The 23,664-nt window shown below is 66.8% G+C and carries 22 protein-coding genes; 9 read left to right on the forward strand and 13 right to left on the reverse strand.

The features are described from left to right. Window positions 1-16 precede the first annotated feature (16 nt). The gene (locus AC3WRR_RS05185) at window positions 17-1,036 is read left to right on the forward strand and encodes a diguanylate cyclase domain-containing protein (protein WP_492296366.1); all 1,020 of its coding nucleotides are present in this window, start codon (window positions 17-19) and stop codon (window positions 1,034-1,036) included. Window positions 1,037-1,371: 335 nt separating this feature from the next. Continuing rightward, window positions 1,372-2,151 carry a DUF4397 domain-containing protein gene (locus tag AC3WRR_RS05190; protein ID WP_010811084.1) on the forward strand — a complete coding sequence of 260 codons (780 nt, stop codon included), beginning with the start codon at window positions 1,372-1,374 and terminating at the stop codon, window positions 2,149-2,151. A 97-nt stretch (window positions 2,152-2,248) separates the two neighbouring features. Here the strand turns inward: AC3WRR_RS05190 and AC3WRR_RS05195 are convergent, their stop codons facing one another. The 4 genes from AC3WRR_RS05195 to AC3WRR_RS05210 all read right to left on the reverse strand — a co-directional run bounded on the left by AC3WRR_RS05195 (window position 2,249) and on the right by AC3WRR_RS05210 (window position 6,679). Beyond that, window positions 2,249-2,551: a helix-turn-helix transcriptional regulator gene (locus tag AC3WRR_RS05195; RefSeq protein ID WP_010811083.1), complete on the reverse strand. Its 303-nt coding sequence runs from the start codon at window positions 2,549-2,551 to the stop codon at window positions 2,249-2,251. Window positions 2,552-2,768: 217 nt separating this feature from the next. After that, window positions 2,769-4,271 carry a tripartite tricarboxylate transporter permease gene (locus AC3WRR_RS05200; RefSeq protein WP_010811082.1) on the reverse strand — a complete coding sequence of 501 codons (1,503 nt, stop codon included), beginning with the start codon at window positions 4,269-4,271 and terminating at the stop codon, window positions 2,769-2,771. 12 nt (window positions 4,272-4,283) lie between these two features. Further along, window positions 4,284-4,745 carry a tripartite tricarboxylate transporter TctB family protein gene (locus tag AC3WRR_RS05205; protein WP_010811081.1) on the reverse strand — a complete coding sequence of 154 codons (462 nt, stop codon included), beginning with the start codon at window positions 4,743-4,745 and terminating at the stop codon, window positions 4,284-4,286. Window positions 4,746-5,188: 443 nt separating this feature from the next. Beyond that, on the reverse strand, window positions 5,189-6,679 hold the full coding sequence (locus tag AC3WRR_RS05210) for an MATE family efflux transporter (RefSeq protein WP_492296368.1): 1,491 nt from the start codon (window positions 6,677-6,679) through the stop codon (window positions 5,189-5,191). Window positions 6,680-6,908: 229 nt separating this feature from the next. Between AC3WRR_RS05210 and AC3WRR_RS05215 the strand changes: the two genes are divergently transcribed. Together AC3WRR_RS05215 and AC3WRR_RS05220 are read left to right on the forward strand one after the other, a co-directional pair. Beyond that, entirely contained in the window at window positions 6,909-7,697 is a 789-nt protein-coding gene (locus AC3WRR_RS05215) for an MHYT domain-containing protein (protein ID WP_010811079.1), read from the forward strand. Between the two features lie 122 nt (window positions 7,698-7,819). Beyond that, window positions 7,820-9,247 carry an NAD-dependent succinate-semialdehyde dehydrogenase gene (locus AC3WRR_RS05220; protein ID WP_011617618.1) on the forward strand — a complete coding sequence of 476 codons (1,428 nt, stop codon included), beginning with the start codon at window positions 7,820-7,822 and terminating at the stop codon, window positions 9,245-9,247. 66 nt (window positions 9,248-9,313) lie between these two features. Here the strand turns inward: AC3WRR_RS05220 and AC3WRR_RS05225 are convergent, their stop codons facing one another. The 6 genes from AC3WRR_RS05225 to AC3WRR_RS05250 all read right to left on the reverse strand — a co-directional run bounded on the left by AC3WRR_RS05225 (window position 9,314) and on the right by AC3WRR_RS05250 (window position 14,974). Next, window positions 9,314-9,697 (reverse strand): cytochrome C oxidase subunit IV family protein, encoded by a 384-nt coding sequence (locus tag AC3WRR_RS05225; protein WP_010811077.1) that lies wholly within the window; start codon window positions 9,695-9,697, stop codon window positions 9,314-9,316. A 5-nt stretch (window positions 9,698-9,702) separates the two neighbouring features. Further along, a complete protein-coding gene (locus tag AC3WRR_RS05230; protein ID WP_011617619.1) occupies window positions 9,703-10,410 on the reverse strand; it encodes a heme-copper oxidase subunit III family protein in 708 nt (235 codons plus the stop codon). A gap of 26 nt (window positions 10,411-10,436) precedes the next feature. After that, complete coding sequence (locus AC3WRR_RS05235) at window positions 10,437-11,084, reverse strand: cytochrome c oxidase subunit 3 family protein (protein ID WP_011617620.1); 648 nt, start codon at window positions 11,082-11,084, stop codon at window positions 10,437-10,439. Continuing rightward, window positions 11,081-12,838, reverse strand: coding sequence for a cytochrome c oxidase subunit I (gene ctaD, locus AC3WRR_RS05240; RefSeq protein ID WP_010811074.1), 1,758 nt, complete (start codon window positions 12,836-12,838; stop codon window positions 11,081-11,083). Before ctaD ends, AC3WRR_RS05235 begins: the two co-directional genes overlap by 4 nt. A gap of 10 nt (window positions 12,839-12,848) precedes the next feature. Then, a complete protein-coding gene (locus AC3WRR_RS05245) occupies window positions 12,849-14,207 on the reverse strand; it encodes a cytochrome c oxidase subunit II (RefSeq protein WP_439669291.1) in 1,359 nt (452 codons plus the stop codon). Between the two features lie 263 nt (window positions 14,208-14,470). Further along, window positions 14,471-14,974, reverse strand: a complete 504-nt coding sequence (locus tag AC3WRR_RS05250; RefSeq protein ID WP_011617622.1) for a membrane protein — start codon at window positions 14,972-14,974, stop codon at window positions 14,471-14,473. A 284-nt stretch (window positions 14,975-15,258) separates the two neighbouring features. Between AC3WRR_RS05250 and AC3WRR_RS05255 the strand changes: the two genes are divergently transcribed. Together AC3WRR_RS05255 and AC3WRR_RS05260 are read left to right on the forward strand one after the other, a co-directional pair. Further along, on the forward strand, window positions 15,259-15,438 hold the full coding sequence (locus tag AC3WRR_RS05255; protein ID WP_010811071.1) for a hypothetical protein: 180 nt from the start codon (window positions 15,259-15,261) through the stop codon (window positions 15,436-15,438). Between the two features lie 42 nt (window positions 15,439-15,480). After that, window positions 15,481-15,645 (forward strand): hypothetical protein, encoded by a 165-nt coding sequence (locus AC3WRR_RS05260; protein ID WP_010811070.1) that lies wholly within the window; start codon window positions 15,481-15,483, stop codon window positions 15,643-15,645. Window positions 15,646-15,702: 57 nt separating this feature from the next. Here the strand turns inward: AC3WRR_RS05260 and AC3WRR_RS05265 are convergent, their stop codons facing one another. Continuing rightward, window positions 15,703-16,719 carry a LysR family transcriptional regulator gene (locus AC3WRR_RS05265; protein WP_010811069.1) on the reverse strand — a complete coding sequence of 339 codons (1,017 nt, stop codon included), beginning with the start codon at window positions 16,717-16,719 and terminating at the stop codon, window positions 15,703-15,705. A gap of 130 nt (window positions 16,720-16,849) precedes the next feature. Here AC3WRR_RS05265 and AC3WRR_RS05270 point away from each other — a divergent pair, with 130 nt between their 5' ends. The 3 genes from AC3WRR_RS05270 to AC3WRR_RS05280 are packed head-to-tail and all read left to right on the forward strand — an operon-like array spanning window position 16,850 to window position 20,457. Next, window positions 16,850-18,160, forward strand: coding sequence for an MFS transporter (locus tag AC3WRR_RS05270; RefSeq protein WP_010811068.1), 1,311 nt, complete (start codon window positions 16,850-16,852; stop codon window positions 18,158-18,160). Window positions 18,161-18,187: 27 nt separating this feature from the next. Then, complete coding sequence (locus tag AC3WRR_RS05275; protein ID WP_010811067.1) at window positions 18,188-19,219, forward strand: histone deacetylase family protein; 1,032 nt, start codon at window positions 18,188-18,190, stop codon at window positions 19,217-19,219. Then, window positions 19,216-20,457 (forward strand): Zn-dependent hydrolase, encoded by a 1,242-nt coding sequence (locus AC3WRR_RS05280; protein ID WP_010811066.1) that lies wholly within the window; start codon window positions 19,216-19,218, stop codon window positions 20,455-20,457. The genes AC3WRR_RS05275 and AC3WRR_RS05280 overlap by 4 nt, the downstream gene beginning before the upstream one ends. A gap of 39 nt (window positions 20,458-20,496) precedes the next feature. Here the strand turns inward: AC3WRR_RS05280 and AC3WRR_RS05285 are convergent, their stop codons facing one another. Continuing rightward, window positions 20,497-20,679: a rubredoxin gene (locus tag AC3WRR_RS05285; RefSeq protein ID WP_010811065.1), complete on the reverse strand. Its 183-nt coding sequence runs from the start codon at window positions 20,677-20,679 to the stop codon at window positions 20,497-20,499. A gap of 121 nt (window positions 20,680-20,800) precedes the next feature. Next, window positions 20,801-23,664: DUF748 domain-containing protein (locus AC3WRR_RS05290; protein ID WP_492296370.1), on the reverse strand; the 2,864-nt coding region annotated here is incomplete at its 5' end.

A 23,664-nucleotide genomic window follows, 5' to 3' on the forward strand; every position in this document is an offset into this window, starting at 1 on the left:
CACCCAGGAACTGAACATGCAACCCGAATTACCCAACCGACCCGCAGCGCCTGCGGCCGACAAGGACTACCTTGCCATGGTGCTGCTGGTGGACGACCAGGCCATGGTCGGCGAAGCGGTGCGCCGCGCGCTCTCCACCGAAGCCGACATCGACTTCCACTACTGCGCGCAGCCCGACGACGCCGTGGCGGTGGCGCAGCGCACCAAGCCCACCGTGATCCTGCAGGACCTGGTGATGCCGGGCGTGGACGGCCTGACGCTGGTGCAGCGCTATCGCGAGAACCCCGCCACGCGCGACATCCCCATCATCGTGCTTTCGACCAAGGAAGATGCCGCGACCAAGGGCGCGGCATTTGCCTCCGGCGCCAACGACTACCTGGTCAAGCTGCCCGACAGCATCGAGCTGATTGCGCGCATCCGCTACCACTCGCGCTCCTACCTGAACCAGCTGCAGCGCGACGAAGCCTATCGCGCGCTGCGGCAAAGCCAGCAACAACTGCTGGAAACCAACCTGGAGCTGCAGCGGCTGACCAATTCAGACGGCCTGACCGGCTTGTCCAACCGGCGCTATTTCGATGAATACCTCGGCGCGGAATGGCGCCGCGCGCTGCGCGAGCAAACCCAGGTGGCGCTGCTGATGATCGACGTCGACGCGTTCAAGGCCTACAACGACACCTACGGCCACGTCGCCGGAGACGAGGTGCTGCGCCGCGTGGCCGCTGTGATCCGCGACAATTGCGTGCGCCCCACCGACCTGCCCGCGCGTTTTGGCGGAGAGGAATTCGCCATGGTGCTGCCGGCGACCTCGCCGGGCGGCGTGCGGCTGCTGGCCGAAAAGGTGCGGCGCGCAGTGCAGGGGCTGGCCATTGCCCACGGCGGCTCCCCCACCGCCGACTGCGTCACCGTCAGCATCGGCGGCGCCGTGCTGGTGCCCCAGCCTGACCAGGCGCCGAACCAGGTAGTGGAAGCCGCTGATGCAGGCCTCTACCAGGCCAAGCGCAATGGCCGCAACCAGGTGATGATGGCGCAAGGCTGAGTCACTGCAGCAGCACAGCCGCAACAACCAGTTACACACTGGCGGCCACCGGCCAACCGGGCCACCAGCCCGGCCAACGTCCCGCCAGGCCCCGCACCTGCGGGCCTGGCCGACCCCGCCACGCACGCACGCGTCACCGCTTGTCGGAATTGTCCGACATGCGATTCGGAGCCCCGCGCCTGTCTCGCCCCTGGGTTGATACCTATCGTTGCATCACGACAGGTGCAATCGCTGCGCCTGCAACAACAGACAGCCAACTGGCCACGCGACCGGCGCGCCCCCGCGCGGGCATGGGCCAGATCGTCTCTGACTCCTCCAACAGCAAGAGGTGACCCATGTTCCGATCCAAGACCCTGTTTATCGGCCTCGCGTTAGCTGCCACTGCAGTCCTGACTGCCTGCGGCGGCGGTGATGACGGCATCGACGACCGCATCGGGCTGAGCAAGCCGACGATCCGCGTGATCCACGCCATCACCGGCGGCCCGAACGTCGACGTGCTGCAGAACGGCACCCTGACCAGCTTCGTGAACAAGCCTTACAAGTTCGTCTCGACCTACTTCAATGTCGAAACCGGCAACCAGCTGATCTCCTTCAACACGGCTGGCACGCAGACGGAACTGGGCCGCGCCACCCTGACCGCCGCCACCGGCCACAAATACACCGTGGTCGCGCTGCCGGGTGCGAGCTCCGCTGAAACGCTGACGATCGACGATCCGTTCGAGAAGGGCCTGCTGTCGCACAAGGCACGCGTGCGCAGCCTGAACGCCTCGTTCAATGCGCAGAACATTGACATCTACCTGACCTTGCCGGCCATCGACCTGAACTCGGTGGGCCCGACCTTCGCCAACGTGGGCTACAAGCAGGCTGTGCCAGCCTCGGGCACCGACTCGATCGACGTGGATGGCAACACCACCTACCGCCTGCGCATCACCACCGCGGGGACCAAGACCGTGATCTTCGATTCCGGCGCACTGACCCTGGCCAACAACGCTGACTGGCTGATCACCACGATCCCGGTGGATGGCATTGCCGGCCTGACGCCGAACAAGATCAAGGTGCTGGTGGCACGCGGCGATGATGAGTCGCAAGCTGGTCTTGAACTCGTAACGCAGTAACAGCGTGCTTGCAGCTGCCTGCGGCAGGCGGGCAGCATGCAGAAGGCCGGTCCGATGGGCCGGCCTTTTTTGTCTGACGGGTGGCAGCTGACTGCCCCTACTCTTCTGCCCCCGGCTCCAGCTCCGCCTTCAGCACCGCCAGGTGCGACATATAAGCCTCCAGCTCCGCCCGCCCCTGCTCGGTGATGCAATAGACGCGGCCACAGCCTTCAACCAGCTCGGCAGTAATGGCCCGCGCCATCATCAGGCTGCGCAGGATCGGCCGCAACGAGCGGATATTCTTGTCGATGCCGCGCTCGCGCAGCCGGTCGACCAGGCTCAGGACCGTGGACGGGCTCGACTGCACAAGCTTGAGCACATGGATGCGTGAGAAAAGCCGGTCAAAGATGGGCGGTTTCATGGGCGCTGTCGGCGCACCCGATGGTGCGGGAATCCTGATCATCATGCGCAGCCCATGACTGCTGCCGCAGTCGGGCGCTCTCTGGTCTTGATGGCGGGCGGATACGCGATCGGCCCGCGAAAGCAAACGGGGTGCGCGAAGGCACCCCGTTTGCTTGCGTTGCGTGCGCCGGCCGGCATCAAACAGGCCGGCGCCCTTCCGGGGAGCGCGCGTGGCGCTATTCTTCCTGGAACGCTTCTTCGCGCTTGGCCTTGATCGACGGCAGCGCCACTACTGCAACCAGGGCAGCGGCTGCGATCAGCAGTCCGACCGACAGCGGCCGGGTCACGAACACGGTGAAGTCACCACGCGACAGCAGCAGCGTGCGGCGGAAGTTCTCTTCCATCATCGGCCCCAGCACGAAGCCCAGCAGCAGCGGAGCGGGTTCGCAGCGCAGCTTCAGGAACAGGTAGCCGATGATGCCAAAGCCGGCGGCCATGAACACGTCGAAGGTCTGGTTGTTGACTGAGTACACGCCAATGCCGCAGAACACCAGGATCGCCGGGTACAGGAAGCGGTACGGCACGGTCAGCAGCTTCACCCAGATGCCGATCATCGGCAGGTTCAGGATGATCAGCATCAGGTTGCCGATCCACATCGAGGCGATCAGGCCCCAGAACAGCGCCGGGTTGCTGGTCATCACCTGCGGGCCGGGCTGGATGTTGTGGATGGTCATCGCACCCACCATCAGCGCCATCACCGCGTTGGGCGGAATGCCCAGCGTCAGCAGCGGGATGAACGAGGTTTGTGCCGCGGCGTTGTTGGCAGACTCCGGACCTGCCACGCCTTCGATCGCGCCCTTGCCGAATTCATGTGCGTACTTGGAGGTCTTCTTCTCCAGCGAGTACGCCGCGAACGAGGCCAGCGCCGCGCCACCACCGGGCAGGATGCCAAGCGCGGAGCCCAGCGCGGTGCCGCGCAGCACAGCCGGGATCATGCGCCTGAAGTCTTCCCTGGTCGGGAACAGGTTGGTCACGCGGTTGGTGAAGGTCTCGCGCGCTTCCTTCTGCTCCAGGTTGGCGATGATCTCGGCAAAGCCGAACATGCCCATGGCCAGCGCCACGAAGTCGATGCCATCGGTCAGTTCCGGCACATCGAATGAGAAGCGCGCCGCGCCCGAGTTCACGTCGGTGCCGATCAGGCCCAGCAACAGCCCCAGCACGATCATCGAGATCGCCTTGGGCAGCGACCCCGAGGCCAGCACCACGGCGCCGATCAGGCCCAGCACCATCAGCGAGAAGTATTCGGCAGGGCCGAACTTGAACGCCAGTTCAGACAGCGGCGTGGCAAAGGCTGCCAGGATCAGGGTGGCCACGCAGCCGGCAAAGAACGAGCCCAGGCCGGCGGTGGCCAGCGCCACCCCCGCTCGTCCTCGCCTTGCCATCTGGTAGCCGTCGATGGTGGTCACCACCGATGACGATTCGCCAGGCAGGTTGACCAGGATGGCGGTGGTCGAACCGCCGTACTGGGCGCCGTAGTAGATGCCGGCCAGCATGATCAGCGCGGCCACCGGCGGCAGCGTGTAGGTGATCGGCAGCAGCATGGCGATGGTGGCCAGCGGCCCCAGGCCCGGCAGCACGCCGATCAGGGTACCCAGCACGCAGCCCAGGAAGGCGTAGGCCAGGTTCTGCAGCGACAGGGCCGTGGAAAAGCCCAGCGCAAGGTGATCAAACAATTCCATGGTCGGCGCTCCTTAACCGGTGATAAAGGCCGGCCACACCGGCATCTGCAGGTTGATGCCGTAGACGAATGCGCCAAGGCTGATCAGCACCAGCACCACGGCGTTGAGCAGCGCGCCCTTCCAGCTGAATTCATGGCTGGCCATCGACGACACCATCACCAGCACGAACACCGACAGCACCATGCCCAGCGGCTTGAGCAGCAGGCCGAACAGCACCACCGAACCGAGGATCCACAGCAGCGTCTTCAGGTCCCAGCGCGCCAGATGGTCTTCCTCGCCCTTGGGCGACAGCGAGGACAGCAGCACCACCGCCCCCAGCACTGCCAGCACCAGTCCCAGCAGGAATGGAAAATATCCGGGTCCCATCTTCGCGGCCGTTCCCATGGAATAGCCGCGAGCGACCCAGGAAAAGCCCAGACCGACCAGAACGAACATCAGGCCGGAGGCAAAGTCCTTTTGGCTGCGTATGCGCAAAACGATTCTCCTCAAAGTTCACGAAATGCCATGCCGGGGACGCACTGGCTCGAGCGGCAAGGCATGCGGCGCGCATGCTCCCCGACGGTTGACCCGAACCTTAGAGACGTGATCTTTCAGGTGCCTTTCATTTGTCTTGGTTTAGGGGTATTCACCGATACCCCTTGGAAACAAGGGCAAATCCAGCCTATTCATGAAAAAAATACATCACAACGTGATGTATTTTTCGATGAAGAATCCGGAAGAAAAGTCGACGGGAATGTCAGGCGAACAAGACGGCACGCGCACTTGCATCAAGGCAAGGCGCGGCCGGAAGGATGCGCGCCTGCTCTGGCCAGGCAGGCGACACGTGCGCTGGGAGGGAGTGCCAGCGATGACACGATGACACACCGATCTTTCGAATGGCTTTCAAAGCCGGCGGCACGATCGCGGGCCGCTGCAGCTCAGCGCACGACTGCGGGCTCGGGCGTTGCAGAGGCGGTCTCCTCGACGACCTCGCCCGCGTCTTCGCAGGGCGCTCCCATGCTGGTATCGGGCGCCTGCCCCACGGCTTGCGCCGGGTGCGGCACGGTGGGCAGGATATGGCTGCGGCGCCAGTTGCCGAAGCGGTAGTAGCCGGCCGCCAGCACCAGCGACACCACCGAGCCCAGCGGAAAGCTCCACCAGATCGCCTCGGCGCCGATGCGCGGTCCCAGCAACCACGCGAACGGCAGCCGGATCACCCACATCGACAGGAACAGGATCACCAGCGGCGCCATCACCGCGCCGGTGGCGCGCACCGTGCCGAAGATGACGATGGTGAAGCCAAACAGGATGAACGACCACAGCACCACCACGTTGATATGCTGCGCGATGCCGATGGCGACGCCGTCAGTGCCCAGGAACAGCCCCAGCGAATGCCGGTTGAACAGATAGATCAGCGCGACCAGCGCACCGGTCATCACCACATTGATCAGCAGCCCCACGCGCGTGATGCGCGACACCCGCTGCCACAGTCCGGCGCCGACGTTCTGCGCCACCATCGATGACACGCTCGCGCCTACCGCCAGCGCGGGCATCTGCACATAGGTCCACAGCTGCGAGGCCACGCCGTAGGCGGCGGTGGTCTGCGAGCCATAGGCATTGACCAGCGCCATCATCACGATCGCCGACGACGAGATCACCACCATCTGCAGGCCCATCGGCAAGCCCTTGACCACCAGCGCCCGCAGGATTGCCGGATCAGGCCGCAGCAGTGCAAGCTGGCCACGGTGCAGCAGCAGGAAATGGTGGCGCCGGTACAGCAGCACCATCATCGCCGCCAGGCTCGCCAGCTGTGCCATCAGCGTGGCCAGCGCCGAGCCCGCGATACCCAGCGGCGGGACCGGGCCCATACCGAAGATCAGCACCGGGTTGAGCGCCACGTCCAGCACCACCGACAACAGCATGAACCAGAACGGCGTGCGCGAATCGCCCGCGCCGCGCAGCGTCATCATCACGAAGTTGTAGAAGTACATGAATGGCAGCGCCAGGAAGATGATGCGCAGGTAGCTCACCGCCAGCGGCGCGGCGTCTTCCGGCGTGTGCATCGCCGCGAGGATGGCCGGCGTATAGAAATAGCCCAGCGCCGAGGCCAGCACCGACAGCCCGACAAAGAAGGTGGTGCTGGTGCCGACCACGCGACGCGCCTCGTCCAGGTCGCGCGCGCCCACGGCCTGTCCGATCATGATGGTGTTGGCCATGCTGATACCGAACACCACGCCCAGCAGGAAGAACAGAATGATGTTGGCGTTGGAGGTTGCCGTCAGCGCGGCCTCGCCCAGGAAGCGGCCGACCCAGACCGAATTGATCGAGGCGTTCAGCGACTGCAGGATGTTGCTGCCGAGCACCGGCAGCGAGAACAGCAGCAGGGTGCGGCCGATCGGGCCGGTGGTCAGTCTGGCGTCTGGCTTCATGAGGCGTCGCGCATGGGGAAATCCGCCCAGTCTATTCCTGCCCGGAGGCAGCTACAAGGACACACGGCCGGCACAGCGCCGTGCTCTTTACCTGAATGAGTTATTCCCCTCCGGTTGCGGCCCCCTGCATACTCGGCACGGGACCACCGCGTCCCAGGCCGGCTGCCGGAAGCAATGCCCGGCATGCGCGTGCGCCCTTCAGTCGCAGTCAAAACGAGGAGGTGGGGTCATGTTTGTCGGTTTCCAGCCTGTTTCCGGCGCCCTGGTGCCGTTTGCCTATGACTGGCCGATGGTGGGCCTGTCGTTCCTGATCTCTGTCTGCGGCGCCTACGTGGGCCTGCGCTGGTCGCGGCGCGTGCGCATGCCCGACGGCCGCCTGGACGTGGACCGGCTGTTGTGCGCCAGCGTGGCGCTGGGCGGCGGCGCGGTCTGGTCGATGCATTTCATCGGCATGGTGGCCTACCAGACCCCGACGCACCGCGAGTTCGGACTGTTCATGACGCTGGCTTCGCTGGTGGTCGTGATGGTGCTGGCCGGCGCCGGACTGGCGATCGCCTCGCGCCCGTGCGGCAGCCGTACCGACAACGTGGTCAAGGGCGGCGTGCTGACCGGGCTGGGCGTGGTGGCGATGCACTACACCGGCATGGCCGCGATCCGCTCCAACACCCGCTTCGACTGGGACCTGGCCATCATCGGGCTGTCGGTGGTGATCGCCGTGGTGGTGTCGGTGGTGGCGCTGTGGCTGGCCACCACGGTGAAGACCCGCGGCAAGCAGCTGGCAGCTGCAGTGGTCATGGGCGTTGCCGTCTGCGGCATGCACTACACCGGCATGTCTGCGGGCACCATGATCTGCACCAGCCCGACCTACGCGCCCAGCCTGTTCGCCATCGAGGGCGACAGCATCGGCTATGCGGTGTTCGGCCTGACGCTGATCACGCTGCTCGTGATCCTGGTGGTGGAAGCCACCCGCACCGGGGCTGAAGTCGTGCCGGTGGCGCGCACGCGCGATGCCGCCTGACATCGGCTGAACCGGCCGCGGGGACATTCCCGCACATTCCTCCTGGGAACACACCCGGCGCGCTGCATGAACGCGGCCGCCGGGTTAAGCTTGCGGTTTCACCGCCCACCAGGAGAACACGCATGTACCAGGATCTCGCCCTCTATATCGACGGAGAATTCATCAAGGGAGGCGACCGGCGCGAGCAGGATGTCATCAACCCGGCCACGCAGGAAGTGCTGGGCAAGCTGCCGCACGCCAGCCGCGCCGACCTGGACCGCGCGCTGGCCGCCGCGCAGCGCGCCTTTGAAACCTGGAAGAAGACCTCGCCGCTGGAGCGCGCCAGGATCCTGCGCCGCGTGGGCGAGCTCACCCGCGAGCGCGCCAAGGAGATCGGCCGCAATATCACGCTGGACCAGGGCAAGCCGCTGGCCGAAGCCGTCGGCGAAGTGATGGTCTGCGCCGAGCACGCCGACTGGCATGCCGAGGAATGCCGCCGCATCTACGGCCGCGTGATCCCGCCGCGCCAGCCCAATGTGCGCCAGATCGTGGTGCGCGAGCCGATCGGCGTGTGCGCCGCCTTCACGCCGTGGAACTTCCCGTTCAACCAGGCCATCCGCAAGATCGTGTCGGCGCTGGGCGCGGGCTGCACGCTGATCCTGAAGGGGCCGGAAGACTCGCCCAGCGCGGTGGTGGCGCTGGCGCAGCTGTTCCATGATGCGGGCCTGCCCCCGGGCGTGCTCAACATCGTCTGGGGCGTGCCCAGCGAGGTCTCGACCTACCTGATCGAATCGCCGATCGTGCGCAAGATTTCATTCACCGGCTCGGTGCCGGTGGGCAAGCAGCTGGCGGCGCTGGCCGGCGCGCATATGAAGCGCGTGACCATGGAGCTGGGCGGCCATTCGCCGGTGCTGGTGTTCGACGACGCCGACATCGACCCCGCCGCCGAGATGCTGGCGCGCTTCAAGCTGCGCAATGCCGGCCAGGTATGCGTGTCGCCGACGCGCTTCTATGTCCAGGAGAAAGCCTATGACCGCTTCCTGGCGCGCTTTACCGAGGTGATCGGCTCGATCAAGGTCGGCAACGGCCTGGAGGACGGCACCCAGATGGGGCCGCTGGCGCATGAGCGCCGCGTGCTGTCAATGGAGCAGTTCCTGGACGATGCCAGCCAGCGTGGCGGCAAGGTGGTGGCAGGCGGCTCGCGCCTGGGGGACAAGGGCTATTTCTTCGCGCCCACCGTGGTCACCGACCTGCCCGACGACTCGCGTCTGATGACCGACGAGCCGTTCGGCCCGGTGGCGCCCGTGACGCGCTTCAAGGACACGGCCGAGGTGCTGCGCCGCGCCAACAGCCTGCCCTTTGGCCTGGCCTCGTATGTGTTCACCAACTCGCTGAAGACCGCGACCGAAGTATCCAACGGCCTGGAAGCCGGCATGGTCAACATCAACCACTTCGGCATGGCGCTGGCCGAGACCCCGTTCGGGGGCATCAAGGATTCGGGCATCGGCAGCGAAGGCGGCCAGGAGACCTTCGATGGCTACCTGGTAACCAAGTTCATCACCCAGGCCTGAGCGCCCGGGCGCGGTGCAAGGCGGCTTGCCGCCGGCTCCCTCCCCGGGGCCGGCGGCGCCTCCCCGTCAGCGGAAGAAGATACCGCGCGTCAGGAACGTATGATTCGCTTCTTCCGCCATCAGCCAGACCAGCACCAGCAGGCACAGCGGCGGTACCAGGATGGCGCAGATCAGCGCCATGCGCTCCCATGCCATGTGCATGAACACTGCCACGATCAGCCCCGCCTTCAGCCCCATGAACACCAGGATCAGCGTCCAGCGCAGGTAGCCGGTGACATGGAAATAGTCGACCAGGTACGACAGCGTCGACAGAACGAACAGCAGCAGCCAGATCTTCAGGTACAGCCCGATAGGATGCTGCTGGCCGGAGTGCGCGGCATGCCCGGCATCGTTGCCGGAGCCATGCGCTGGCGTCACCGGGGTTGCGGGAGTTGCCGGATTCGATGCCATGGCCGTCACCAGAGATAGAACAACGCAAAGATAAACACCCAGACCAGGTCGACGAAGTGCCAGTACAGGCCCGCGATCTCCACGATCTGGTAGTTGCCGGTGGCCTCGTAGCGTCCGCGCAGCACGCGCGTGGCCACGATCAGCAGGTACACCACGCCGCACGACACATGCAGCCCGTGGAAGCCCGTGATCATGAAGAAGGTCGAGCCGAACTGCGCCGCCCCCATCGGGTTGGTCCACGGGCGCACGCCCTCGTCCACGATCAGCTTGGTCCATTCGAAGGCCTGCATGCCGACGAACATGACGCCGAACAGCGCGGTGACGAACATCAGCAGCGCGCACTCGCGGCGCGCGCGCCGGTAGGCAAAGTTGACCGCCATCGCCATGGTGCCGCTGCTGGTGATCAGCACGAAGGTCATGATGGCGATCAGCAGCAACGGAATGTCGGCGCCACCCACGTGCAGCGCGAACACCTCGCTGGGGTTGGGCCACGGCACCGTGGTCGACATGCGCACGGTCATGTAGCCGGTCAGGAAGCAGCTGAAGACGAAGGTGTCGGACAGCAGGAAGATCCACATCATGGCCTTGCCCCACGACACCTTGAAGGCCTGCTGGTCCGACGACCAGTCGGCCAGCAGGCCGCGCACGCCGCCCACCGGGGGCGCGGGCGCCACGCCGGGTGGGCTCGATGGTGAAGACAGTTGCGTTGACATGCCGGTCCTCCTTGCTGCCGCCGCCGCTAGGCCGTGCCGCAGATATAGCGCACCAGTTCGGGCGTAAGCCACCCCAGCGCCGCCAGCAGCACCACCCATACCGCCAGCAGGAAATGCCAGTAGCGCGCGCACAGCCGCATGCGCAGCACCGCGGCCTCGCCGCTGCCGCGCGACGACATGGCAAAGCCCCAGCCGGCCAGGCCGCCCAGCACGTGCAGGCCGTGCATCGCTGTCAGCAGGTAGAAGAAGCTGCCGGCCGGGTTGCCGGCAGGCATCACCTGCATCGCGCCCAGTGCCTGCCAGGCCCACAGCTGCGAGGCGACGAAGCCGGCCGCGCCCAGACCGCCCAGGCGCAGCGCCTGCCTGGCCACGGCCATCTCGCCCCGGCCCGCGGCGCGCGACGACACCGCCATCGCCACGCTGCCGGCGCCCAGCAGCGCGGTGGACAGCCACACCTGCCAGGGCAGCCCGATGCGGTGCCAGTCCGGGCTGTCCATGCGCAGCGCATAGGCGGTCAGGAACAGCGCAAACAGCGAGGTCACCACGCCCATGAACACCCACAGGCCGATGCTCGCGGGGGCGCGCCCTTGCGGCCGGTGGTTGGCGGCATTCTCGTCGGACGGGCTGCCGCCGAAATCGTCGCGGCTGACCTTGTACAGGGCTTCGGCGTTCATGCGACGGCTCCGCGGCTGGCATGCGGTTCAGGCTCGGCCCCGCCCTCTTCCGGCGGCGCGTTCTGCGCGATAAAGTCCTCGCGCGCGCCCGGCACGCTGTAGGCATAGGCCCAGCGGTACACCACCGGCAGGTGCGGCCCCCAGTTGCCGTGCGCGGGCGGCGTCTGCGGCGTCTGCCATTCCAGCGAGGCCGCGCGCCACGGGTTGGCGTCGGCCTTGCGGCCATGCCACAGGCTCCACACCAGGTTGAAGACAAAGAGCAGCTGCGCCGTGGCGACGATGAAGGCGGCCACCGAGATGTACATGTTCATCACATGCGCCGACTCCGGGATAAAGGCGTAGTTCTCGTAGGCGTAGTAGCGGCGCGGCATGCCCAGCACGCCCAGGTAGTGCATCGGGAAGAAGATGGCGTAGGTGCCGACGAAGGTGACCCAGAAATGGATCCGGCCCATGCTGTCGTCCAGCATCCGGCCAGTGACCTTCGGGTACCAGTGGTAGAGGCCGCCGAACACCACCAGGATCGGCGACACGCCCATCACCATATGGAAGTGCGCCACCACGAAGTAGGTGTTGGACAGCGGGATATCCACGCTGACATTGCCCAGGAACAGCCCGGTCAGGCCGCCGATGACGAAGGTGCTGATGAAGGCGATCGCGAACAGCATCGGCACGGTGAAATGGATATCGCCGCGCCATAGCGTGATGACCCAGTTGTAGACCTTGATCGCGGTGGGGATGGCGATGATCAGCGTGGTGGTGGCAAAGAAGAAGCCGAAGTACGGGTTCATGCCGCTGACGAACATGTGGTGGGCCCACACCACCACCGATAGCACCCCGATCGCCAGGATTGCCCACACCATGGTGCGGTAGCCGAAGATGCTCTTGCGCGAATGCACGCTGACCAGGTCCGAGACGATGCCGAAGGCCGGCAGCGCGACGATATACACCTCGGGGTGGCCGAAGAACCAGAACAGGTGCTGGAACAGCAGGGGGCTGCCGCCCTTGTACTGCAGCTGCTGCCCCATCGACACCATCGCCGGCATGAAGAAGCTGGTGCCGAGGGTCTTGTCCAGCAGCATCATCACCGCCGACACGAACAGCGCCGGGAACGCCAGCAGCGCCAGGATGGTGGCCATGAAGATGCCCCATACCGACAGCGGCATGCGCAGCAGCGTCATTCCTTCCGTGCGCGCCTGCAGCACGGTGGTGACGTAGTTGAGGCCGCCCATGGTGGCCGCGACGATAAAGATCGCCAGCGACACCAGCATCAGGATGATGCCCCAGTCATGGCCTGGGGTGCCGGGCAGGATGGCCTGCGGCGGGTATAGCGTCCAGCCCGCGCCGGTGGGCCCTCCGGGCACGAAGAAGCTGGCCAGCAGCACGATCACCGACAGCAGGTAGACCCAGAAGCTGAGCATGTTGAGGAAGGGGAACACCATGTCGCGCGCCCCCACCATCAGCGGGATCAGGTAGTTGCCGAAGCCGCCCAGGAACAGCGCCGTCAGCAGGTAGATCACCATGATCATGCCGTGCATGGTGACGAACTGGTAGTAGCGGTTGGCGTCGATGAACTCGAAGCGCCCCGGGAAGCCAAGCTGCATGCGCATCAGGTTGGACAGCGCCACGCCCACCAGGCCCACCACGATCGCCACGATGGTGTACTGCACGGCGATCACCTTGTGGTCCTGGCTCCAGACATAGCGGGTCCAGAAGCTCTGCGGCGCGTGATGGGCGGCATCGTCGGCGTAAGCCATGCGGGTCTCCTCACTTCCTGGCGGGCGCGGGTGCCGCCGAGGGCGGCACGGCCACGGCCGTCGAAGTCGTATAGGTGCCGGACGCGGCCCCGGGCGTGGCAGCGGGCGCCCCAGAGCCAGCGGTTGCCGTGGTGGCGGCGCTGGTCGCGGCAGCCGGGCCGGCGGGCACGTCCGCGGGCGCCACCGGCGCCACCGTGCCGGCTTCCGCCGCGCCGCTGCCGGCCGACTTGATATAGGCGGTCAGTGCCGCGACCTCATCCTCGCTCATCGGCAACTTCGGCATCACCGGGCCGAAGCCCTTGACCAGCCGCGCATTGGGGTCGGTGATCTCCTTGTGCAGGAAGGCATCGTCCACCTTGGCGCTGCTGCCGTCGACAAAGGTCTCGGTCTTGCCGTACAGGCCCTTCCAGGTCGGCCCCACGCCCGGATTGCCGTCGATGCTGTGGCAGCCGACGCAGCCCTTGCTCTGCGCCAGCGCGCGTCCCTTCTCGACGGTGCCGGCGTCGCCCGCGGCGCCGGGTGCGGCAGCGGCCATTGCCGCCGGCGGTGCCGCGGCCTTCGCCAGCGTCATGGCAAAGGTCTGCTGCCTGGCCAGCCATGCCTCGTACGCAGCCGGTTCTTCCACCACCACCGTGCCGCGCATGTTGTAGTGCCCCACGCCGCACAGCTGCGCGCACAGGATATCGAAGCGCCCCGCCTGCGTCGGCGTGAACCAGAACGACGTCACCATGCCCGGCACCATGTTCATGCGCGCGCGGAACGGCGGCACGTAGAAGTCATGCAGCACGTCCTTGGAGCGCAACAGCACTTTGACCGGCTTGTTCAGCGGCAGGTGCACCTCCGGTCCGACGATCACGATATTGTCCAGGCCACGCGGATCGTCGGGGTCCAGCCCGAGCGGATTCGCACCGGTGACAAAGCGCGCATCGGAAGCACCCAGCTGGCCGCTCTTGCCGGGAAAGCGGAAGGCCCAGGACCACTGCTGCCCCACCACTTCCATCACCATCGCTTCGCGCGGCGGGCGCACGTAGTCGGCGTAGACGAACAGGCCCGGCGCCAGCAGCAGCACCACGCCCAGCGTGGTGCCGCCGATCAGCCACAGTTCGAGCTTGCTGTTCTCCGGGTGGTAGGACGCGCGGTGGCCGGTGCCGCCATTGGGATGCGGCGCCTCATGCCGGAAGCGCCAGACGATGTAGCCGACAAACAGGTTGATGCCGATGAAGAAAATGCCGGTGATGACCAGGGTAATGGTCAGCGTGTCGTCCATCTGCTGCCAGTTGGACGCCAGCGGGGTCGCCCACCACGGGCTCATGAAATGGAAGAGCACCGAACCGACGACCATGACTACGAGTGCGATGGCCAACGCCATATCCACCCTCCTCCTCGCGCGCGGCGAGGGATGCGCAAGTCACGCAGGTAGACATAAGACTAGTGCATGCCGTCAGGTCACTGCAAGGCGACATGCCAATGCATTGGTGTCGCACTGCACAAGCGCGCAGCGCGAGAAAAAGCGGCGGCGGGAACCCCTGGTTCCGGCCGCCGCAGGTCTTGCGCGCGTACCCGCCCAAAAGCTGGCGCGCGCAACGCAACCGCCATGAGCCGGCGCTCGCCGCGCCCTGCCCCGAAGCGCTGTCAGTGCGATACGTCCTTGCTCTCCAGCTTCCAGTAGCATGCCGCCGCGGCCATCCCAAAGATCAGATGCCCGATGAAGGTATGCCACCCGCGCACCTCGACAAACCAGTGGAAGGCCAACGTCATCACATAGAAATTGAAGAAGTACACTACCATGCCAAACACGGCGCCCGCCAGCATTGCCATGCCCAGGCTCGAATCCAGCGTGAATGGCGCGATGATGGCCGCCAGGATCATGCCCAGCACGGCGCCCAGCACGAAATGGATCACCAGCGCCGCGGCCACCGTGCCGACGGTAAACGTTGCGCTCTGCAGCACGTCCTGGCCCATCAGGATCCCGGCGATCATGCGCGTGGCGATCCACGGGTTCACGCCCGACACCATCGACGACCAGAACAGCTCCAGCACCAGCAGCAACGCCCCGGCCGCCAGCCCCGAGACCGCTGCCGCGGTCCAGTCCGGCTGCCGCCGCACGTAGTGGTGCGATTGCATGTGAAGTTCCATAGCCACCTCCGTCTCTCTCGGTCCGCGGGGCATTGGACTTGAATGGGAACGGGGCCCCGCGTCTCTGATCAGCATAGGACACGTGTTTCCCGCTTCGGGGGTTCGCATGGCGAAAAACGTGGGGCATGCGTACGCAGCGCAACGCCTGAACCGTCCTAAGTGCGCGCATCGGTACCTGGGTGGCATCCGCATCTCCCGGGTTCGGGACAATCCCGATGCACGCAGCCATGCATCGGGCACACACTGCCTATACTGGAATCACAAAAGAGAGACAGGAGACCGCCATGCACTTCACCGCGCATGATCTTGTATTCCTGATTCCGATGGCGCTGGTAGGCGTGATCGCCATGGGTTCGATCCCGGTGACTGCCAAGTACCTGCGCATCAGTTGCCGGACCATGGGCGCCCTGATCGGCGCACTGGTTGCCGTGTTGGTGCTAGAGGCATTACCGCTGCTGATCTGACCCCAGAGGTCGGACAGACGGTTTTTGGGGAGGAGGGCCGTTATGTCGATCGGCCTGCTTGCTGCCGTCATGGCGGCGCTGCTGTTCATTACCGTCTTGCGGGCCATCTGGCGCTGCAGCCATCCGTACCGGATGCGCTACCGGCGTTGCGCTGCACAACGGCAACGCGCCGGGCTGTGCCGGCATACGCTGCGACGGCACGGCTAGGCCCCAACAAGCGTTCTTCTGCACCATTGCCCGGTACGCGAACCGGGCAGTAGTCCATCATGCCGTCGGCGCGCGCAACGCCGCCAGCGGCGCGTTCACTGACTCCCCCAGCCGCTCCATCAGCGAATAGCGCGCCACGTAGTGGCGGAAGTGCTCGATGAACGCGGCCTCGGCCGGCGTCTGGCGCCGCTCCGGATTCCACAGCAGGTACATGTCGATATCGGCCACGCCCTCTTCGGGCGGCAGGCGCCACAACCGTTGCTGGGCGACATCGTCGGCAACGATATGTTCGGGCAGGCAGCCAATGCCATAGCCCGCGAACACCAGCCGCCGGATTTCATCGAGGCTGGGCGAGGTCGCGACGATCTGGCCGGAAAAGCCGTGCTGGTCGCGGAATACGGCCAATGGCGCCAGCACGTCGCCAAGCTGGTCGCTGCTGAACGAGACGAAGTGCTCGGCCAGCAGGTCGGCAATGGCCAGCCCGGTGCGCCCGAACAGCCGGTGATGGCGCCCGCAGAAGATGGCATAGCGCTGGCGCAGGAACAGCATGTGCTCAAGCCCGTCGCCCGACTGCCGGCCCGGCTGCCGGTACAGGCTCAGGCCCACGCCGCCAGCCTTCTGCGCGAGCGCGTCCGCAATCTCGGTGCTGCGCATCACGTCCACCTGCAGCGTGACGCGCGGATGCTGCCGATGGAACGCGGCCAGGCATTCGTCATAGACGCCTGAATGGATACGGCTCACGGTCAGCAGCCGCAGCAGGCCGCTGACTTCGTCCTGCTGCTCCGCCAGTTCAGCCCCCAGCCGCGCCACGCTGCCATAGACGTCGGTGGCGATGCGCAGCACTTCTTCGCCGGCCCGGGTCAGGCGGAAATTGCTGCCGCGCCGCTCGATCAGCGTGTGTCCCAGATGCTCTTCGAGCCGGCGCAAGGCCAGGCTCACCGCCGGCTGGGTGATATGCAGCCGCACCGCGGCGCGGCTCAGGCTGCGCTCGTGGACGATGGTCAGGAAGGTGCGCAGCAGGTTCCAGTCGAGCCGGTCGGTCAGCAGGGCCCGGTCCAGGGCAGAACGCTCCATCACGCCACGTATAAATTGAAGTTATATGAAAAATAAATATTAGAAATTTGACTGATATTTGTCAACGCGCGATAACTCCTCCCACAGCTGCCCCTGATGCAGCGGCACAAACATAGTGAGGAGCCAGTCCATGCAAGTGTCCCCTTCCGGCACGCGCCAGCCCGTGCGCGCCGCCACCGCCGCCTTTGTCGGCACCATGATCGAGTGGTACGACTTCTACATCTACGCCACCGCCGCCGCGCTGGTGTTCGGCCCGTTGTTCTTTCCCGGCGGCGATCCCTTCCTGAGCACGCTGGCGTCATTCGGCACCTTCGCGGTCGGCTTCTTTGCCCGTCCGCTCGGCGGCATCGTGTTCGGCCACTGGGGCGACCGCATCGGCCGCAAGCAGGCGCTGATGATCACGCTCATGATGATGGGCGTGGCCACCATCGGCATCGGCCTGCTGCCGACCTACGCCACCGCGGGCGCGATCGCGCCGGTGCTGCTGGTCCTGCTGCGCGTGGTGCAGGGCATCGCCGTGGGCGGCGAATGGGGCGGCGCGGTGCTGATGGCGGGCGAGCATGCCCCCAAGGGCCGCCGCACCTTCTTCGCCTCGTTCGCGCAGCTCGGCAGCCCGGCCGGCCTGATCCTGTCGCTGCTGGCTTTCCGCGCGGTCACGTCGATGGAGCACGAGGTGTTCATGGACTGGGGCTGGCGCCTGCCATTCCTGGCCAGCGCGGCGCTGCTGCTGGTGGGCGTGGCGATCCGGCTGGGCGTGAATGAATCGCCCGAGTTCGCGCAGGTGCAGGCGCAGCGCAAGACCGCCAGGCTGCCGCTTGCCGAGGTCTGGCGCACGGCCCGCGTGCCGGTGCTGCTGTGCATCGGCGCCAATACCATCGGCATTGCGGGGGTGTACTTCACCAACACCTTCATGATTGCCTACACCACGCAATACCTGTCGCTGCCCAGGACGCTGATCCTCGACTGCCTGTTCGCCGTCGCCATCATCCAGTTCCTGGCGCAGCCGCTGGCCGCCTGGCTGGCAGAGAAGCTTGGCGGCGCGCGCTTCCTCAAGCTGGCCGCGCTGCTGGCGATGGCTTCACCCTATCCGATGTTCCTGCTGGTGCAGACGCGCCAGGCGCCGGCCATCGTGCTCGGCATCGCGCTGGCGGTGGTGTGCATGGCGAGCTTCTATTCGGTGATCGCGGGCTTTGTCAGCGGTGTCTTCGAAACGCGCGTGCGCTACTCGGCGATCTCGTTGTCCTACCAGGTCTGCGGCGCGGTGGCGGGCGGGCTGACACCGCTGGTGGGGACCGTCCTCGCGCAGCGCTTCCAGGGCCAATGGTGGCCGCTGGCGGTGTTCTACACCTTGCTGGCCGGCGTGTCGCTGCTGTGCATCGCCAGCATCGATGCACGCCAGCGCCAGCAACCACAACCGGCCGCGCAAGCCGCGCAGGCCTGACGCCTTTCCACGGACATTGCAAACCCCATGCTGACGTTTTTCCATCCCGAGCAATTGCTGCACCATCCGCAGAGCTACTACTCGCGCGGCAGGATGCGCTCGCCGCAGGAGCTGCCTGCGCGGGCGCAGCGGCTGGTCCAGGCGGCAGAGGCGCTTGGCTTCGCGCTCCACGCCCCCGCCGACCACGGCCTCGCGCCGCTTGCCGCGGTGCACGACCAGCCTTACCTGCAGTTCCTGCAGGACGCCCATGCCAGCTGGCGCGAGCTGCCGGAGGACTGGGGCGACGAGGTCATGTCCAATATCTTCGTGCGCGAGCCCAACGCCCTGCGCGGCGTGCTGGCGCAGGCCGCGCGCTATCTCGCCGATGGCAGCTGCCCGGTGGGCCTGAACACCTGGCGCTCGGCCTACTGGTCGGCGCAGAGCGCGGTGGCCGGGGCCCGGGCGCTGCTGGACGGCGCACGCCGCGCCTACGCCTTGTGCCGGCCGCCTGGCCATCATGCCCGGCGCGACGCGGCGGGCGGCTTCTGCTACCTGAACAATGCCGCGATCGCCGCCCAGGCCCTGCGCGCGCGCCTTGGCCGCGTGGCCATCCTCGATACCGACATGCACCACGGCCAGGGCATCCAGGAGATCTTCTACGACCGGGCCGATGTGCTCTACGTGTCGATCCACGGCGACCCGACCAACTTCTACCCGGTGGTCGCGGGCTTCGACGATGAGCACGGCCGCGGCGCCGGCACCGGCCACAACCTCAACCTGCCGATGCCGCACCGTTCGCCCGAGTCCGTCTTCTTCGACAAGCTGGACACCGCACGCGGCGCCATCGAACGCTTCCAGGCAGACGCGCTGGTGCTGTCGCTCGGCTTCGACATCTACCGCGAGGATCCGCAGTCGCTGGTGGACGTGTCCACCGCAGGCTTCGGCCGCCTCGGCCGCGCCGTTGCCGCACTGGGCCTGCCCACGCTGGTCGTGCAGGAAGGCGGCTACCACCTCGATTCGCTCGCCGCCAATGCAACGGCCTTCTTCGGCGGCATCCAACAGTCAGGGACGGGCGTATGAACGCAATCACGATCAATGGCGAACGCCTGTCGCAAGCGCTGATGGACCTGGCGCGGATCGGCGCCACGCCCAGGGGCGGCAATGCGCGTCTGGCCCTGACCGCGCTGGACGGGCAGGCGCGCGACCTCGTCACCGGCTGGATGCGCGACGCCGGCCTGGCGGTGCGCATCGACCGCGTGGGCAATATCTTCGGGCGCCGGGCGGGCCGCAACGACGCGCTTGCCCCGGTCATGACCGGCAGCCATATCGACACCCAGCCCACCGGCGGCAAGTTCGACGGATGCTATGGCGTGATGGCCGGGCTGGAAGTCATGCGCACGCTCAACCAGCACGGCGTGACCACCGAGGCGCCGCTGGAACTGGCGATCTGGACCAATGAGGAAGGCGCGCGCTTCGTGCCGGTGATGATGGGATCGGGCGTGTTCGCCGGCGTTTTCCCCGAAGCCACCGCTTTGACGGCAACCGACAACGCCGGCAAGTCCGTTGCCGGCGAACTCGCGGCGATCGGCTATGCGGGCACCGCGCCGGTCGGCCACAAGGTTGGCGCGTACTTCGAGGCGCATATCGAGCAAGGCCCGATCCTCGAGGCCGAGGACAAGGTCATCGGCGTGGTGACGGGGTCGCTTGGCCTGCGCTGGTATGACGTCACGGTGACGGGCATGGAGGCGCATGCCGGCCCCACCCCCATGCCGCTGCGCCGGGACGCCCTGCATGGCGCTTCGTTCCTGTTCCAGGAAGTGGCGAAGATCGCGGACGACTTTGCCCCCGATGGCCGGGGGACGGTCGGGGTGGTCAATGTCCACCCGTCTTCACGCAACGTCATTCCGGGGCGGGTACAGTTCAGCGTCGACCTTCGCCATCTCGATGGCGGCCAGCTCGACCGGATGGAAGCAAGGCTGCGCGCAGCGTGCGCGGCGCTGGCCAGCGGCAGCACTACAGGTGCCGCGCTGGCGGTGGAAGTCGAAGCGATCCAGCGCTTCGAGCCGACGCCCTTCGCGCCCGAGCTTGTGGCCCATGTCCGGCACGCGGCCGCGGCGCGTGGCTACACGCATTGCGACATCGTCACCGGCGCTGGCCACGACGCGGTCTACCTGGCCAGGGTAGCGCCGGCGGCAATGATCTTCGTGCCGTGCAAGGACGGCATCAGCCATAACGAGATCGAGGACGCCAGGCCCGAGCATCTCGAGGCGGGCGCCAATGTGCTGCTTGCCGCCATGCTGGCGCAAGCCCGGGGCTGAGCCCGCATGGGTCGGCCGGACAGGAAAGTGCGTGCGGCGTTACAGCTCGATCATGGCGAATTCGGCCTTGCCGACGTCGCATTCCGGGCAGCGCCAGTCCTCGGGGATGTCTTCCCAGCGCGTGCCGGGGGCGATGCCGTCTTCCGGCCAGCCCTGTTCTTCGTCGTAGACCCAGCCGCAGATCACGCACACCCAGGTCTTGTAGGCGACGGCGGCTTCCAATTGATCCTGCTGCAAAACACACTCCTGAATCGGCTATGGAACGGATTGTCCGGGCCGAATCATACCGGTTTTCCGGGCCGGGCCTGTGGCGGCGCCGCACCGTGCGGCGCTGCCGCCCCGGCTAGCCGCGAATGGAGAAGTCCACGCGGTTGGGCGCGCCCTTGTCCTTGATGCCCTCGGCGCTGAGCTTGGGCGCGGTCAGGAACAGCCGGCTCTCCGGCACCTTGCCCTCGCGTTCGAGCGACTGCTTGACCACCAGTGCGCGTTGCTCGGCCAGGCGCTTCAGGTCGGCCTCGGTGACCGTGGCGTTGGCCATCAGCAGCTTTTCCATTTCCTCGGGCGGCAGGGATTTGGTGAAGCCGACGAAGTTGCGCGGCTTCTTCATCGATGTGCGCTTGTAGACCTGCTCCAGGTACTTCGGGTACTCCTGTTTCGAGACCTTGATCTCGGCGCCCTGCTCGCCGGCTTCGTCGTTGTCGGCCTCGCCGCCCACCTGTGCGCTGTCGCGCTGGTCGCGCCGCTTCTGCTCGGCCACGCGCGCATCCAGCCACGCGCGGCGCGCGCCGGCCTCGTCGGTGGCCGGGTCGATGCGGCCGCTGATTTCCAGCCGCAGCGCGGGCCTGTCATTGAGCGCCTGGCCCAGCTTGGTGATCTTGTCCCTGGCCGCCGGCGTCAGCGCCGCGGTGCCGGGCGCGAACTCGACATAGCCCAGCTCCTCGCCCCCGCCGCCGCCAAAGGCCGAGGCGATCAGCGAGAACGGCGACGTGATCGCCTTGGTCAGCAGGTTGACGATCACGCGCACGATCACGCCGCCGATGCTGAACTCCGGATCCGACAACGAGCCCGACACCGGCAGGTTCACGTCGATCACGCCGTTGCGGTCCTTCAGCAGCGACACCGCCAGCAGCACCGGCAGCTTGGTCGCATCCGGGCTGTCGACGCGCTCGCCGAAGGTGAGCTGGTCCAGGAACAGGTGGTTGCTCGCATCGAGCTTGCCGTTCTCGATCTTGTAGGCCACGTCCACCGTCAGCTTGCCCTTGGTGATCGGGTAGCCGGCGTACTTGGCCGCATACGGCGTGAGCCGCGTCAGTTCCACGCCCGAGGCCTTGGCGGCAATGTCCAGGAACAGCTGCTCACCCAGCGGATTGAGCTTGCCGCTGATATTGACCGGCGCATCGTCGTCGATGCGGCCATCCAGCACCAGGTCGGCCGGCGTGGGGTCGCCCGACGACACCTTGGACACCTTGCCCTTCATGCCGGTCAGGTTGGCCGTGTAGTTGGGCTTGACGAAGAAGTCCGAGAAATTGATATTGCCCTTCTCGACCGAGACCCCGCCGATGCGCACCTGCGGCTTGGGGCCGCCCGGCTTCTGCTCGACCTGGGCCGTACGCGTATCACCGGTCTGCACCGGCGGCGTTGCCGGTGCCGAGGCCGGGTTGGCCTGCGTCAGGCTGGTCGATGGCGCCGCCTCGCCCTTCTCGGCGCCGCCGGCCATCACGTCCTGCAGGTTCAGGCGGCCGTTGGCGTTCAGGATCACGCGGGCATAGAAGTCAGACAGCGCGACATTGCCCAGGCTCACGCGCATCGGGCCCTTGCTCTCGTCCATGGCGAAGTCGATGCCCGATACCGCCAGCGAACGCCAGCGCAGGAAGTCTTCGCCGCTGACGCGGTCCACCGTGCGCACGTTGCCGGTTTGCACGTTGCCGCTGAACTGCGCGGCGATGGGCTTGCCGGTTGGCGCATCGACATTGAGCTTGCCCCTTGCCGTCAGCGTGCCGGTGCGCAGGGCGGCGTTGAAGCGGTCAGCCAGGTAGGGCTGGAGCGGGCTCACCTCGACCTCGCGCAGGTCCAGCTGCAGCCGGCTGGCGGGGACGGTCGGCAACACCGTGCCATCCACGCCGATCACGCCGCGGCGACCGGATTCGGCATGCAGCTTGAGCGGCACCGCCGCCGGCGTCAGCGGCCAGGCGACCGAGCCGGTGCTCAGCGCGATATTGCGGAACTGGTGGATCACCGGGCGGCCGCGGTTGGCCCCGGCCGGCTGGTAGTCGGCCAGGCGGGCGCTGCCGCCTTCCACCGTGACCTTGCCGATGTCTGCCTTCCAGCCGCCACCCGCTGGCTTGCCGTTGGTGGCGGGTGCGGCTGCTCCATTCCGGCGCGGCGTGGCGCGCACCTGCTGCGCCGATTCGGTAGCCCACAGGCGCGCCGTCTCGATCAGCTCGCCGCTGTGGTCGCGCGTGGCAGCGAGCTGCGGCCTGGCCAGGGTGACCTGGCTGGTGGCGAAGGTCTGCTTGGCCAGGTCGAACTGGATATCGTCCAGCACCAGTTTTTCAGCCTGCAGCAGCGGCAGGTTGGCGCCCTCGCGGTCGGCGGCGCGCTCACGCGCGCGGCGTGCGCTGCGCGGGGCGGCATTGTCGTTGCCGGCGGGTCTTGCACTGGCATCGGCATCGCGTGCGGCGGCCGGAACCGGCATCGTCACCGGATCGCGCGTGGCCACGTAGAGCGGCGCCAGTTCCAGCCGCGATTTTTCCAGCACGAACTGGAACTGCGGCGTGCCCCACGACATGCGGTAGTTCAGTTCGGCATTGACCGCGGTAGTGCCGAACTGGCTGCGCAGCTCGCGCGGCCACCATGCGGCAAACCCCTGCGGCCGCAGGCCGGTGGTTTCCAGCGTGCCGGCCATCGAGCCGTCGCGCAGCAGCAGGTCGCCGGCATGGTGCAGGGTCTGGCCATCGGCCACGGTCAGCGTGGCCTCGATCCTGGCCGGCTTGTCGCCGTCGGTGCCGGCGAAGCCCTTGACCTCGGCATCGAGCGGGCCGAGTGCAAGCTTGCCCGGGCCCGATGGCGCCAGCGCATCTTCAAACCCCAGCCGGGCCTGCCTGACGACGATGCGGTCGACCGCATAGCGCCACGGCACGTCTTTTGGCGCCGCCTTGGCCGGCGCCGCCTGCACCCCCGAGGCGGCGGCCGCTGCCGGCGCCCAGG

Source organism: Cupriavidus sp. FW305-3-2-15-C-LB2, assembly GCF_058787575.1.

Bases quoted from the DNA above. Each gene is read 5' to 3' on its own strand.
- AC3WRR_RS05220 (WP_011617618.1), top strand. From the start codon at position 7,820: ATGTACCAGGATCTCGCCCTCTATATCGACGGAGAATTCATCAAGGGA.
- AC3WRR_RS05215 (WP_010811079.1), top strand. From the start codon at position 6,909: ATGTTTGTCGGTTTCCAGCCTGTTTCCGGCGCCCTGGTGCCGTTTGCC.
- AC3WRR_RS05265 (WP_010811069.1), bottom strand. From the start codon at position 16,719: ATGGAGCGTTCTGCCCTGGACCGGGCCCTGCTGACCGACCGGCTCGAC.
- ctaD (WP_010811074.1), bottom strand. From the start codon at position 12,838: ATGGCTTACGCCGACGATGCCGCCCATCACGCGCCGCAGAGCTTCTGG.
- AC3WRR_RS05280 (WP_010811066.1), top strand. From the start codon at position 19,216: ATGAACGCAATCACGATCAATGGCGAACGCCTGTCGCAAGCGCTGATG.
- AC3WRR_RS05185 (WP_492296366.1), top strand. From the start codon at position 17: ATGCAACCCGAATTACCCAACCGACCCGCAGCGCCTGCGGCCGACAAG.
- AC3WRR_RS05270 (WP_010811068.1), top strand. From the start codon at position 16,850: ATGCAAGTGTCCCCTTCCGGCACGCGCCAGCCCGTGCGCGCCGCCACC.
- AC3WRR_RS05190 (WP_010811084.1), top strand. From the start codon at position 1,372: ATGTTCCGATCCAAGACCCTGTTTATCGGCCTCGCGTTAGCTGCCACT.
- AC3WRR_RS05260 (WP_010811070.1), top strand. From the start codon at position 15,481: ATGTCGATCGGCCTGCTTGCTGCCGTCATGGCGGCGCTGCTGTTCATT.
- AC3WRR_RS05245 (WP_439669291.1), bottom strand. From the start codon at position 14,207: ATGGCGTTGGCCATCGCACTCGTAGTCATGGTCGTCGGTTCGGTGCTC.
- AC3WRR_RS05210 (WP_492296368.1), bottom strand. From the start codon at position 6,679: ATGAAGCCAGACGCCAGACTGACCACCGGCCCGATCGGCCGCACCCTG.
- AC3WRR_RS05235 (WP_011617620.1), bottom strand. From the start codon at position 11,084: ATGAACGCCGAAGCCCTGTACAAGGTCAGCCGCGACGATTTCGGCGGC.
- AC3WRR_RS05255 (WP_010811071.1), top strand. From the start codon at position 15,259: ATGCACTTCACCGCGCATGATCTTGTATTCCTGATTCCGATGGCGCTG.
- AC3WRR_RS05275 (WP_010811067.1), top strand. From the start codon at position 18,188: ATGCTGACGTTTTTCCATCCCGAGCAATTGCTGCACCATCCGCAGAGC.
- AC3WRR_RS05195 (WP_010811083.1), bottom strand. From the start codon at position 2,551: ATGAAACCGCCCATCTTTGACCGGCTTTTCTCACGCATCCATGTGCTC.
- AC3WRR_RS05230 (WP_011617619.1), bottom strand. From the start codon at position 10,410: ATGTCAACGCAACTGTCTTCACCATCGAGCCCACCCGGCGTGGCGCCC.
- AC3WRR_RS05225 (WP_010811077.1), bottom strand. From the start codon at position 9,697: ATGGCATCGAATCCGGCAACTCCCGCAACCCCGGTGACGCCAGCGCAT.
- AC3WRR_RS05200 (WP_010811082.1), bottom strand. From the start codon at position 4,271: ATGGAATTGTTTGATCACCTTGCGCTGGGCTTTTCCACGGCCCTGTCG.
- AC3WRR_RS05250 (WP_011617622.1), bottom strand. From the start codon at position 14,974: ATGGAACTTCACATGCAATCGCACCACTACGTGCGGCGGCAGCCGGAC.